The organism is Halobacillus litoralis, from assembly GCF_020524085.2.
GTDB classification, from domain to species: Bacteria; Bacillota; Bacilli; order Bacillales; family Halobacillaceae; genus Halobacillus; species Halobacillus litoralis_E.
The window spans coordinates 1,687,565-1,700,477 of sequence record NZ_CP129016.1 but is presented as its reverse complement, the minus strand read 5'-3'; the positions used below and the strand labels follow the sequence as shown (position 1 = coordinate 1,700,477).

The window sequence follows — 12,913 nt, the reverse complement described above, 5'->3', positions numbered from 1 at the left end:
ATCCTCCTTAAAGAGCGTATTCTTTCTTCAGTTGGCTGGATATGATATTTTTTTGTATTTCAGATGTACCTTCATAAATTCGGGTGATACGGGCATCCCGGAAGAAACGTTCAATTGGATAGTCGGAAATATACCCGATTCCTCCGTGGACCTGTACGGCCTTATCCGCTACCCGATTATAGACTTCCGAGCCATAGAGTTTGAGCATGGCCGCTTCTTTGATCACCTTTTTCCCCTGATCGACCATCCAGGCGACGCGGTAAGTAAACGACCTTAGGGCTTCTGTTTCGACGGCCATTTCAGAAACCATATGAGCGACGGCCTGGTGTTCAATGATTGGAACACCGAACTGTTCACGTTCCTGCGTGTACTGCATGGATAAATCAAGCAGCTTTTGGCAGGATCCCAGATTCCTTGCTGCTAAACCAGCTCTTCCATTGGCGAGAATCTTAAGCGCGTTCACATACCCCTGTCCTTCTTCTCCCAATACGTTCTCAGCGGGAACCTCGCAATCTTCTAAAATAATTTCAGCAGAGTGAGAGCCATGCAAGCCCATCTTCGGCTCGACCGCCCCCACTTTGAAACCCGGAAAATCTTTTTCAATAATAAAAGAGGTGATGCCTTTCGCTCCTTTACTGGCATCTGTCACAGCCATGACTGTAAAGACGTCAGCGACTGTTGCATTGGTGATATAGTGCTTCGTTCCATTCAGAATGTATGTGCCGCCCCTTTTTTCTGCCGTTGTTTTGAGGTTCGTGGCATTAGATCCGGCACTTGGCTCTGTCAGGGCAAAAGCTCCGATCGAGTCCCCACGCGCAAGCGCAGGCAGATATTTTTGCTGCTGTTGTTCATTTCCGAGTTCCACAATTCCGACGGTGCCTATTCCCGTATGAGCACCAATCAAAGTGGTAAATCCATTATGAGTGGCACCGATTTCTTCATATAGAGCACACTTGCCGACCATCCCGATCCCAAGGCCCCCATACTCTTCTGGAATACTAAGTCCGAACAGCCCCATCTCTTTGGACATTTCAATGATCCGGTCGGGGATTTTATCCTCTTTTTCAATATCCATCGCCGCCGCTTCTACTTCTGTCTGGACAAAATCACGCACATTCTTTTTCAGGAATTCAATTTCTTCATCTAGTTGAAAGTTCATATCTTCCTCTCCCTTCATTAGGAATACGTATAAAATCCTTTACCTGTCTTCTTGCCCAAGTGCCCTGCTTTCACATACTTCGTTAAGATCGGACATGGACGGTATTTTTCTCCCAGCGTTTTATGGAGATATTCCATATTACGAAGTCTTGTATCCAACCCCACTAAGTCGGCCAATTCGAGTGGACCCATGGGGTGATTCAGACCGAGATTCATGGCTTTATCAATGTCCTCAACGGACCCTACACCTTCCATAACCATGTTCATGGCTTCATTACCGATCAGACAGTTCATGCGGCTGACAGCAAAGCCTGGAAATTCATTGATTTTCACGCACTCTTTCCCAATCGATGCTCCAAAGTGGAACGACTCTTCAATGGTTCGTTCAGAGGTCTCCAACCCACAGATGACCTCAATCAATTTCATTTTTGGTACAGGATTGAAAAAATGGAGGGCAATGCAGCGATCGGGCCTTGATGTCTGAGCCGATATTTCAGTAGGACTCATCGTGGATGTATTAGTAGCAAGAATCGCATCCGCAGGAGCATAGAGATCCAATTCCTTGAAGGTGTCCACTTTTAATTCCATCACCTCTGTAACAGCTTCAATGACGAGATCGGCTTGACGGACAGCCCTCTCTAGTTCCTGAAAATACCGGATCTTCTCCTTCCTTTCCTCTGCTTCCTGTCTCGAAAGCTTTCCTTTTTCTATACTTTTATCGAATTGTTTAGTGATGTAATCCTTGCAACCTTCTATGCTTTCTTCGAATTTATCCTGGACAGATACCTCTAGACCGGAAAGAGCACAAGCAAACGCGATCCCTCTGCCCATCGTTCCTGCTCCAATGACACTGATATTCTGGATCATTTTTATACACCAGCCCTCTCATACTCAAAGGAAAGGTCTGTAACATCCACCCTCTCCATTCTCAAATCTTCAATCTCCATCTTCACCAAGCGCTTCCACCCTTTCTGTTCTTCCTTAATCCCAGGAGTAAAACAACCCGATTGGATGGTGAAAACCCCCAATGCTTCACCGTTGACTTTCTCTTCCTTACTCTTTCGTTGGGAAGACAGAATCGTAAATTCAACACCATCATCCAGTCTCTCGATATCTGTCACCCCGGTCATAGGTTCAGACCTCATCCTTACAGCTGCCCGGGCGGCAAGCTCTCTGCCGAACGGGGAATCAGGAAAAACGATCCCATCAAAGGAGTAATCATCCAACACCTTAAAAAGAGCCTGCGCATAACTGTCCGGTGTACCGTTCTCCAATAACGGGTGATTGATTTCCAAAACACCGTCAGCACCATAAGCCATCATCTCTTTTGAAAAAGCATGAACGTCCTCGCCCATCAAAACAGCAGTGACCTCGCCGTCTCCTACCATTTTTTCAGCAGCAGCGATGGCTTCACACGAACATTGCTCCCGTTGATTTTTCTGGATTTCTCCGACAATAAGAATATTCTGTAACGTCTGATCACTCCCATATGAAGCCCGGGAAACTCCACCAGCATCCCTACGGACAGAATGTTCTCCTTTCAAACGATGATCCAATTTAACTTCTGTGTTTTGAACGGCTGTTTTCAATCTCTTTATAGAAGTGCTTTCCGCTTCACCAACTTGAGGGGGAGGAGTGATTAAGAGAGGGAAGGAAGTTTTCATCCATTCCTCTTCCTCCTCTATTTTCCGTTTTAAAAAAGCATCCCCTCTCCGTATGTCCATATCCAGCACACGCGTAACCGATGGAATTTCTAATAATTCAGCGATCATCGTCCCCCAGACATCGGACCCTGTAAGAATCAAATCCGCCTCTTCTTCTTTTAAATATTCGGAGAGCATGGAGGCGGTTGTAAATACATCCTCATGCCAAGTCTCTTTCTTCAACCAAACCGTTTCATCCACCCCCAAATCTCGCACTTTGGGAATGGGATATTCTGTGGCATCTTCAGCTAAAAAAAGGGCCGTTACTTTTCCACCATGTTTGGTCTTTAAACGAACGGCTTCTTCAACGGCGTACGCATCGTCAGGATGAAGCGTATTCGACCCTCTGCCCCCCATAAGCCCTTTCTCTTTTGTCGTCAGGTTATCTTTTGAATCTACTACAGAATCGATGAGGACAAATTGCTTCATGATGATCCTCCTGTTCAGGTATATTGGTAAAAGCCTTGTCCAGTTTTACGTCCAAGCTCTCCTTTTTTCACTTTATCTTCCACAATTTTTGCCGGTCGATCGTTCTCGTTTCCGGTCTCCTCATAACGCTGCATACGGACAAAGTAATTCACATCGATGCCCGTCAGATCCATCAATGAAAAAGGTCCGATGGGATGGTTCAATGCTTTTGTACAAACTTTATCGATTTCTTCATGTGTGGCATAGCCATTCTCCAGTAAGTAGACGGCTTCATCCATCAGCTTTCCAAGAATGCGATTCGCAATAAATCCGGAAATTTCTTTTTGAAGCATGACCGGGGTTTTACCGATCCCTTCAATAAACTGGAATGCTCTCTCGGCTGTTTCTTCCGATGTGTGCGGCCCTTTCACCACTTCAACAAGTTCCATGATCAGTGGTGGGTTGAAAAAATGGAGATTACATACCCGCTCAGGACGCGTGGTCACATCGGCAATCTTAGAACTGACGATCGTCGAACTGTTCGTTGCAAGAATGGCATGAGGAGCCGTTACTTCATCTAATTTCTTAAATAGGTCCCTCTTCACCTCCAGCTTCTCCACGACCGCTTCAATGACCAGATCTGCATCGTGGATGTGTGAAAGTTCTGTTCCAAGCTCCAGTCGGTGAAAAGCTTCGTGTACTTGCTCCTCTGTCAGCCGTTTCTTTTCGACGCTTCGCTCCATTCTTTTTTTAAGCTCAATTTCAGCCTGCTTTAATTGCTGAGGATCTAGGTCATTCAAATAGACAGGATGACCTTGCAAAGCACAGACCATAGCAATCTGCGATCCCATCGCTCCGGCGCCGATCACAGCCACTTTATGAATAGGATTGTTGGATTCCATCCGTGGTCTCCTCCTTCAATCGTTTTCTTTTTTCTTCCTCCACAAGCTTACGTTTCAGCAGTTTCCCGACCGTGTTTCTTGGCAGCTCATGGGTAACCACAAATTCCTTCGGTACTTTATAGCGGGTTAAGTTGCGGTAACAGTGACCCTTTAACTCTTCTAAATCAAGATCATGTCCTTCCTTAGCTACAACATAAGCTTTAACGATTTCCCCTTTTTCCTTATGGGGTATCCCTATAACCGCTGATTCTTTGACATCTGGATGTTCATATAAAACGCTTTCAATTTCCTGCGGGTAAATGTTGAAACCGCCATTGATGATCATTTCTTTTTTCCGACCGACAATATAGAAATAGCCGTCTTCATCCGTCATCGCTAAGTCCCCCGTGTAAAGCCAACCGTTTCTGAGAGCATGGCTCGTTTCGTCTTCCTTCCTCCAATACCCTTTCATAATCTGCGGGCCTTTGATGACCAGTTCCCCCACACTGTTCTCCGGGAGTTCCTGATTATCTTCGTTCACCACTTTACTATCGGTCCCGGGAAGTGGAATCCCGATACTGCCCACTTTCCTCACCCCGCTGGTAGGATTTCGATGCGTGGAGGGGGAAGCTTCTGTTAAACCGAACCCCTCTCCAATAACAGCTCCTGTTAAACTTTCAAACCGCTTAATAATCTCTATGGGGAGCGGAGCAGAACCACTGGAACAAAACTTCAAGCAGTCCAAGCCGTATTTTTCTACGTCCGGATGATTGACGAAAGCGTTATACATCCCGGGAACTCCAGGGAAAAACGTCGGCTGGTACTTCTTGATTTTTTCCAATACATCTTCAACGAGGAATTTTTGTATTAATAGATTTGTTGCGCCGATATAGATTCCCAGATTCATCGCACTCGTCATCGCGTAAACATGATAGAGAGGGGTGGCTGTTAAAACCATTTCTTCGCCTCTCACCATTTTCTCTCCATACATGGCATAACTTTGCACGACATTAGCGACTAAATTATGGTGAGTAAGCATAGCCCCTTTCATCTTTCCTGTCGTGCCTCCTGTGTACTGAATGACCGCGACATCCTCTTTCATAGAAATTTCCACGTCTCTTGTTATAGGAGCGGCACGTTGGATCAAGTGAGCCAAGGACCTTTGATCATCGCTGCTCCCTCCAGCTACTAATAAATGCTTCAACTCTTTCATCTCTTTGAGTTCTTCAACCATCGGGAATTGTTCTTTCTCTGTAATTAAATAACTCATCTCAGAGTCATCCATGATTTGCAAAAGTTCCCTTGCCGTGTACCGGGGATTAATTTGCACCACGATCAACCCAAGCTTTTGAGCAGCATAATAAGCGATGATATATTCAGGATGGTTGGAGAGCATCAGGCCAATACGCTCGCCTTTAGCAAACCCCAGGACATCCCACGCCCCAGCTAACCGGTCCACTTGATCTTTTAATTCCTCATAAGTCATTTCATGGTCTTCAAATATAACGGCCGTTCGTTTTCCATATTGGGCCGCGGTTTGATCCAATAGCTTATACAAAGGAACTTCGGGAAAGGTCAACTCTCTTTTCATTTCAGGATTATAAAACTCGTACCATTTCCGATTCTCAAAAGATTTCAATCTGACTCCTCCCTCCTTATTACTCTAGTTCTCCGACTTCTTTATAATATTTCTCAGCACCTGGATGCAGGGATTCCGGATCAATCCCATCCAATGCCGTATCCACCGTAAAGTGGGCGGCTCTTCCCGGAATTTGATCTTCGAAGGCCGGGATGTTATCCCAGAACATTTTCGTCATGTTGTACACATACTCTTCATCCAGATCTTTCCGGGCTGTCATCATCGTAACCATCGTGTAAGTAGGAACAGGTTCACTCAAGTCTTTGTAAGTATCTGCTGGAATGTCGCCCGAAGAAATCCCGATTCCCTTTTCCTCAATGCTTTTCAGCTTGTCTTCATCAATAGGAAGGACTTTAATAGGTTTGGTGATTTCTATTTCCTGCAGGGCTGGAATGAATGGAGCACCACCTCCAACAAAAACATCCACATTGTTATCTTTTAGCATCGAAGCTCCATCCGAATAGTTTCCGTAAGAGATCTCCCCTCCTGCTTCATTGATGGTTTCTTCATTGATTCCGTACTCCGCCATCATGTTCCAGAACGCAACGGGTCCCCCGCCTCCTTTTGGACCAAGAAAAATGTGCTGATCAACAATATCTTCAATTTTATTGATATCCTCATGATCAGTCGTCGTGGCAATCGTTTGATAAACCGGATACAAAGCCCCTACGGCAGCCGGCTGGCTCAACGGTTCATCAAAACCCCCGCTGCCATCTAAGGCGGCAGTGAAATCAGAAGTATAGTTCAGACCTAATTGAATATCTCCGACTTCCAGAGACTTCAGATTCGCCGTTGAACCACCTTCCACCTGAGAGACATTCAGTCCAGAAAACCCATCCATGTAAACATCCAACATAACGGTCGTAATCGGATACCATCCAGACCCCATTGGACCGCTTCCAATCTTCAAAAATTTGTCCGGTGCAGATGGTTGATCAGAGGAATCACCAGACGTTTCATCACTGCTCCCACACGCGACTAAGGCGAAAGACAATACGATCAATAGAAATCCCATATATTTCTTCATTCAATATCCACCCTTCTTGAGTTATCCACTCATTTGCTTCGAGTTTTCAGCCACATAGGATGTGGTTCTTTTCTGCCAGATGATTAGAAAGATGACGAGGGCAAGACCGATCAAGTCACCCATTAAACCTGGCATCACTAACAAGATAGCGCTCGCAAACAACAACAGCCTTTTCAAGGAGTGTAACGAGCCGAGAAAATAATTTTCCAGTGCCCCTGCGAAAAACAAACAACTTAAGAACGCACTTGAAACAGCAATGACAATCCGTGTGGTATCTCCCCCTTGTAGAAGTAACTCAGGATTATAGACGAAGAGGAAAGGAATAAAAAATCCACCCAATCCGATTTTTATCGCATAGAGTGCGGTCTTTGTAGGGTTTGATCCGGCTATGCCAGCTGTCGTATAAGCCGTAATAGCCACAGGTGGAGTCAATCCGGATAACACGCCAAAGTAGAACACGAACATATGCGCAGCGACGACGTTCACCCCTAAATCCATTAACGCCGGTGCTCCCAAAACAGCAAGAATGACGTAGGCAGAGACGGTCGGCATGCCCATACCCATGATGATGGAGGCCCCTGCTACCAAAACGAGCAGTAAAATCAGAGATCCACCTGCGACATCAATGACAAACCTCGAAAACGTGATGCCAAGCCCCGTTAAAGAAACAGCACCCACAATAATTCCGGCAGTTGCACAGGCAGCGATTACGACAAGGGCGTTTCTCGCTCCATTTTCAAGCGCTGCCAGGATATCGAGCAGGCTCATTCGAGTAGCACTCCGAATCCAACTCAGCAGAACAGTGGCTAAAATGGCATAGAACCCGGATTTCATTGGACTGTATCCATAAATCATCAGACCGATGATTAATAGAATCGGTAGAAACAAATAGCTTTGCTTCAATAGAACAGCTTTAAGATCAGGCAACTGTTCTTTAGGAATACCTTCCATCTTTAAACGTTTGGCATGAAAGTACACGACCATGCCAGCAATAAAAAAGTAGACGACCGCCGGGATGAGTGCATAGAGGGCAATCTGGATATAAGGAATTCCAATCGTCTCAGCCATGATGAAGACAGAAGCCCCCATGATCGGCGGCATGATCTGCCCTCCCTGTGACGCCACGGCTTCAACTGCTGCTGAAAACCTTTTGCTGTAGCCGAGTTTTTTCATTAAAGGAATCGTAAAGGAACCTGTAATCGCTGCGTTTGCCGCTCCATTTCCTGTAATGGTAGCGACCAGCGCACTGGAACCTACAGCCGAAAGCGCAGGACCACCAGTTTTATTACCGAACAATCCAAAAGCAAAATCTGTAAAAAACTGGCCGCCCCCTGACTTCATTAGAAAGGAACCGAAAATGACAAACAAAATGAGCACAGTGGAACTGACATATATAGGAGCACTGAATATTCCCAAGGTCCCATTGAACATATGATCCACCATCTTCTCATAGCGCACGCCAGGATGAGCAAGAGCTCCTGGGAAATACCGGCCTAAGAAGATGTAGGCAATGAAGAACAAGCCGATCAGGGACATCAGAATCCCATTGGTCCTTCGTGTGGCTTCCAGGACAAGAGCAATAAAAATAGTTCCGAAAATGACGTCACTCTGATTGATATTGCCTTGCCGGCTTTGAATCATCTCCGCTCCTGAAATCATGTAATAAGCGGTGACTAAAGTGATCAGAACAACCAAAACGTCCATCACCCCGAACTTCTTCCCTTTTCTAAAAGGGAACAACATAAAGATCAGAAGCAATGCCCATAAGACGTGAACACTCCGCTGCTGCCAGGATGGCAATGTACCGAAACCTGCTGTGTACACATGGAAAATGGACAAGCCGATGGCAAGCAGACTGATAATCAGAATGAAAAACCTCGGAGCATTCCACTGTTCCTTCCGCTCCTGCCACAGTGTTTCCACGTAAGCGGGCTTTTCTGTAATGGTTGTGTCCAGTTTTTCAGTCTTTATTGATTGGCGATTCATAACGTTCACCTCCAACTCCCTTTATTGAAAAGGCTTACAAAAAGGGGTTTAATTTTCTTCCAACACTTTTCTAGCTACGAGAAGTCGTTGGATTTCATTTGTTCCTTCGTATATTTTTGTGATTCTGGCATCTCTGTAAAAACGTTCTACAGGGTATTCCCCTATATAGCCGATCCCACCATGGATCTGTACAGCCTTATCTGCAACTTTATTGAAGACTTCAGAAGCGAACAGCTTGGTCATCGAGGCTTCCTTGATGACTTTTTTACCGGCGTCCACTTTTTCTGCAGCCATCATCGTTAGCGTTCGGGCCGCTTCTGTTTCCGTAGCCATATCGGCTAACATCCATTGAATAGCCTGGTTATCTGCAATCGGCTTTCCAAACTGGATGCGTTCCTTGGCATAACCCGCTGATAATTCAATCAGCTTGTCACAGGATCCTACCGCTCTTGCAGCAAGTCCAATCCGTCCCTCTCCTAAAATTCTCAAGGCATTAATGTATCCCATCCCTACTTCCCCGATGACGTTCTCTTCTGGAACGATGCAGTTTTCAAAGATGACTTGAGCCGTATAGGAACCTCTCAGCCCCATTTTTTTATCTTTCTTTCCTACAATCAGTCCCGGAAAGTCCTTCTCGATCAAGAAGGCTGTAATGCCCCCTTTGGCTCCTTTTTCACGGTCCGTTAGAGCAAAAACAGTGAATACGTCTGCTACAGGTGCGTTCGTAATGAAGTGTTTCGTCCCATTGACGACCCAATGATCTCCTTTCTTCTCTGCCTGTGTCGCCAAATTCGTTGCATCTGATCCTGCCCCCGGTTCGGACAAGGCAAAAGCTGCAATTTTTTCTCCGGTGGCCATCTCAGGCAAATACTTTTGCTTCAAAGATTCTGAAGCAAGCTTAACCAAACCTGTGCTCCCAATCCCTGTGTGTGCGCTGATTAAAGAGACAAATCCATTGTGTGTTCTGCCTAATTGCTCTAATACAACGGCTTTTCCGACTGTATTTAAACCGATTCCGCCATATTCTTCCGGAATGCTCATTCCAAACAATCCCAATTCTTTAGCTTTGTCTACCAGGTGAGGAGGAATGGCATCTTCGTCTTCGATTTGTTGAGCGTATGGCTCTACCTCGTTTTCCACAAAATTTCGGATCATCACTTTCATTTGTTCTATTTCATCTGCAATCGTTACGCTCATTTCAAAACACCCTTTCATGATTTGGTCTACACTTATATACACGCAATTTCCATGCCAATTCTATCGATCATAATAAAATTCCAATAAAAAAAGTCTGCAAAAGCAGACTCTCAGGGGATTCATTCGTTTAATATTTTTTATATGGGGTAACAAAATGTAAAAATGTATAAACCTTGTTTTATAGCTTTTGATTCACAAATGAATCAATCGGGAGTTTTGTTGGAATCTGTTGATTCGTATTTGTATGGAGCGATTCATTCTTGAATCAAACACAGCACAGACCCTGTGAACTATATGGAGGAAGATCCTCAAGCTTCACATCAGTTTTTGATTCATATAATTCAACACACTATAGATCGATTGATTCGCAGGCGTTTCAACCCCGAGAATCTCTCCCTGCCTTTTTATGTAACCACACATCGCCTCTACTTCCATAGGCTTTCCACTAAGGCGATCTTGCAGCATCGACGTCTGGTGTTGCTTTGCAAATTCAGCATGGGAGAAAATTTTGGATATGGTCGTTTCAGGATCAATCGGAAGTCCTTTATGAATCCCAACCTCTACCACTTCCTCACAGATCTTTCTTGCTGTTTTATACAGCTGTTCATCTTCAAGAATCTCTCCCACACGTGCACCAGAAACCGCAGAGAGTGGATTGAACGTTGCATTCCACATCAACTTATTCCATTTTCTACTCATAATATGACTTGATTCTCCACAGTCCACGCCTGCTTCTTGTAAAAGGTCGATGATAGGAGAAAGGTCTGTCTGTGATGAGAGAGAACCAATGACTAATTTAACTCTTCCTTGTTGTTTTATTTCACCTGGAGACACAACCGATGACTGGACATAGGTGACAGCTGATAGAACACGCGCTGCACCAAATACTTCTTCGAGGATTTCTTCGTTTTCTACACCATTCTGCAAGGTCATGACAGCCGCTGTTTCTTTCAGAATGGGTTGTAACGCATCGGCCATCCTCTTTGTATCATTAGATTTCACACAAAACAATACGAGGTCCGCTTCCGAAAGATCATGGATATCGTCCGTAAACCGGCCCTCGATGATATACTCCTCAGCCTCTTCTTTAATCCTGAGTCCATTCTCTTGCATAGCATCCAAATGTCCCCCTCTCGCTAAAAACGTCACATCATAACCCGTTTTCGCAAGCCTGCCTCCAAAGTAGCACCCAACAGCACCAGCTCCTGCAACCGCTATGTTCATAACTATTCCTCTCCTCTAGATACTTGTATGTTATATTTCTTCAGTTTTCGGACGATTGTAGGTTGACTCGTCTCTAATGCTTTCGCTATTTCATAGGTGTTTTTATACTTAAAGGCAGCTAGTTCCAAGACTCTTGATTCTGTAAGCTCCACAGCTTCTTTTAAGGGGACAACAGAATTCGGTGCGATCGCTGTGTGCTTTGTCTCCTGATATTCCGGAGGCAGATGTTCGGCCTTCAGCAAATCCTCTGGTGTGGTCACGACCAGTCGTTCAATTAAATTGGAGAGCTCCCGTATATTTCCCGGCCAGTCATAAGAGAAAAAGAAATCGTGCAGATTGGAATCCACCCGCTTGTTCATCCCGTATCGGTTATTCACTTGTTTGAGAAACAAATCAATCAGTGGAAGAATGTCATCACGTCGATCTTTTAAGGGTGGAATGGAGATCGGAAGCACATTCAGGCGATAGTACAGATCCTCACGGAATTCACCTTCCCGGACCATCTCTTTTAAATCACGGTTGGTGGCAGCTATGATTCTCACATCGACTTTCCTCGGCTTTGTTCCTCCAATACGTTGAATTTCATTCTCCTGCAAAGCTCTTAAAAGTTTAACTTGGAGCATTAACGGCAGTTCTCCGACCTCATCCAGAAAAAGAACACCCTTATCTGCCAATTCAAACATTCCAGCCTTCCCCTGACGATTGGCACCCGTAAAAGCCCCCTGTTCATAACCGAAGAGCTCAGATTCGAGCAGATCTCCAGGAATAGCCCCACAGTTGATCTTGATAAAGTCCCCTTCTTTGGAACGAGCACTTTCCGAGTAAATATATTTGGCAAGGATATCTTTTCCTACCCCTGTTTCTCCCAGAATCAATACCGTGGCGTTGACATGAGCAATCCGTTCAGCGGTATCATAGATCATTCTCATGGATTCACTGTTGACCACCACACCGTCCATCTTTGAATTCCGATTTTTTAGCAGGTCCAACTCTTTTTTGTATTTGTCGTTCAACTGATTCATTCTGCTCAGCTTTGTCTGCAGTTCATTCAAATCAGAAAGGTCCCTGATATTCGTAACGACTTTCTCCACTTCTCCGTTGTCATTGAACACAGGCGCCCCTGTAATCAATGTTTCCTTTCCTTCATAATTCTCTTGAACGAGTGAGACGGTTCTCTTCTGTTTGACCACACGATGGGTGACGGAACTTTTCAGAATGCCCCGATTGATCAGGGCATCTACATTCTTGCCTATGTAATACTCCTTCGGAATGCCGGTGATTCGTTCAATAGCTGAGTTGGTTTTCCAGGTGATTCCTTTATGATCCGTGATATAGATGCCATCATAGGAATTTTCTATGATCGCATCAAGTTCACGGGTCAACTTCTTTAAGTCCTCATTTTCATTTTTCAAGGCAGAGATCTCGGATGTTTCTGTTCCAATGAATAGATCGCATTCTTCTTCCATTGGACTTTTCATAAAGACATAACGCCTATCTCCATTTTCCGCTGATACTAGTTTTGAATCTGCTTTCATGTCCCACGAAGGAAAGATTTCCTTCACATGAGATCCTCTGGACATCCCAGCTTTAATTTTCTCATTAAAAGACAGCACACGTTCTTCCCTGTCAAGAATCATTGCAGGAAAGGGGATTTGATCGACTAAATCTATGAGAATCATTGGTTCACCGC

At 44.9% G+C, this 12,913-nt stretch carries 10 protein-coding genes; all 10 read right to left on the bottom strand.

Going from position 1 to position 12,913, the window contains the following annotated elements; all coding sequences use genetic code 11:
• Positions 1 to 7: 7 nt before the first annotated feature.
• Positions 8 to 1,159: an acyl-CoA dehydrogenase family protein gene (locus LC065_RS08520; protein WP_226592213.1), complete on the bottom strand. Its 1,152-nt coding sequence runs from the start codon at positions 1,157 to 1,159 to the stop codon at positions 8 to 10.
• 17 nt (positions 1,160 to 1,176) lie between these two features.
• Entirely contained in the window at positions 1,177 to 2,022 is an 846-nt protein-coding gene (locus LC065_RS08515) for a 3-hydroxyacyl-CoA dehydrogenase family protein (protein WP_226592806.1), read from the bottom strand.
• 5 nt (positions 2,023 to 2,027) lie between these two features.
• Positions 2,028 to 3,290, bottom strand: a complete 1,263-nt coding sequence (locus LC065_RS08510) for an adenine nucleotide alpha hydrolase family protein (RefSeq protein WP_226592215.1) — start codon at positions 3,288 to 3,290, stop codon at positions 2,028 to 2,030.
• A 14-nt stretch (positions 3,291 to 3,304) separates the two neighbouring features.
• The gene (locus LC065_RS08505; protein WP_226592217.1) at positions 3,305 to 4,171 is read right to left on the bottom strand and encodes a 3-hydroxyacyl-CoA dehydrogenase family protein; all 867 of its coding nucleotides are present in this window, start codon (positions 4,169 to 4,171) and stop codon (positions 3,305 to 3,307) included.
• Positions 4,146 to 5,789 carry a long-chain-fatty-acid--CoA ligase gene (locus LC065_RS08500; protein WP_226592219.1) on the bottom strand — a complete coding sequence of 548 codons (1,644 nt, stop codon included), beginning with the start codon at positions 5,787 to 5,789 and terminating at the stop codon, positions 4,146 to 4,148. Before LC065_RS08500 ends, LC065_RS08505 begins: the two co-directional genes overlap by 26 nt.
• Positions 5,790 to 5,808: 19 nt before the next feature.
• Positions 5,809 to 6,816 (bottom strand): TAXI family TRAP transporter solute-binding subunit, encoded by a 1,008-nt coding sequence (locus tag LC065_RS08495; RefSeq protein ID WP_226592221.1) that lies wholly within the window; start codon positions 6,814 to 6,816, stop codon positions 5,809 to 5,811.
• A gap of 21 nt (positions 6,817 to 6,837) precedes the next feature.
• Positions 6,838 to 8,802 (bottom strand): TRAP transporter permease, encoded by a 1,965-nt coding sequence (locus tag LC065_RS08490; protein WP_226592223.1) that lies wholly within the window; start codon positions 8,800 to 8,802, stop codon positions 6,838 to 6,840.
• A gap of 48 nt (positions 8,803 to 8,850) precedes the next feature.
• On the bottom strand, positions 8,851 to 9,999 hold the full coding sequence (locus tag LC065_RS08485; protein WP_226592224.1) for an acyl-CoA dehydrogenase family protein: 1,149 nt from the start codon (positions 9,997 to 9,999) through the stop codon (positions 8,851 to 8,853).
• A gap of 315 nt (positions 10,000 to 10,314) precedes the next feature.
• On the bottom strand, positions 10,315 to 11,223 hold the full coding sequence (locus tag LC065_RS08480; protein ID WP_226592226.1) for a ketopantoate reductase family protein: 909 nt from the start codon (positions 11,221 to 11,223) through the stop codon (positions 10,315 to 10,317).
• Between the two features lie 2 nt (positions 11,224 to 11,225).
• On the bottom strand, positions 11,226 to 12,902 hold the full coding sequence (locus tag LC065_RS08475) for a sigma-54 interaction domain-containing protein (RefSeq protein WP_226592228.1): 1,677 nt from the start codon (positions 12,900 to 12,902) through the stop codon (positions 11,226 to 11,228).
• Positions 12,903 to 12,913: the final 11 nt, after the last annotated feature.

What these genes read in the sequence shown, in the direction of transcription:
- LC065_RS08520 (WP_226592213.1), bottom strand. Translation starts at nt 1,159, where the DNA reads ATGAACTTTCAACTAGATGAAGAAATTGAATTCCTGAAAAAGAATGTG.
- LC065_RS08510 (WP_226592215.1), bottom strand. Translation starts at nt 3,290, where the DNA reads ATGAAGCAATTTGTCCTCATCGATTCTGTAGTAGATTCAAAAGATAAC.
- LC065_RS08505 (WP_226592217.1), bottom strand. Translation starts at nt 4,171, where the DNA reads ATGGAATCCAACAATCCTATTCATAAAGTGGCTGTGATCGGCGCCGGA.
- LC065_RS08495 (WP_226592221.1), bottom strand. Translation starts at nt 6,816, where the DNA reads ATGAAGAAATATATGGGATTTCTATTGATCGTATTGTCTTTCGCCTTA.
- LC065_RS08490 (WP_226592223.1), bottom strand. Translation starts at nt 8,802, where the DNA reads ATGAATCGCCAATCAATAAAGACTGAAAAACTGGACACAACCATTACA.
- LC065_RS08485 (WP_226592224.1), bottom strand. Translation starts at nt 9,999, where the DNA reads ATGAGCGTAACGATTGCAGATGAAATAGAACAAATGAAAGTGATGATC.
- LC065_RS08480 (WP_226592226.1), bottom strand. Translation starts at nt 11,223, where the DNA reads ATGAACATAGCGGTTGCAGGAGCTGGTGCTGTTGGGTGCTACTTTGGA.
- LC065_RS08475 (WP_226592228.1), bottom strand. Translation starts at nt 12,902, where the DNA reads ATGATTCTCATAGATTTAGTCGATCAAATCCCCTTTCCTGCAATGATT.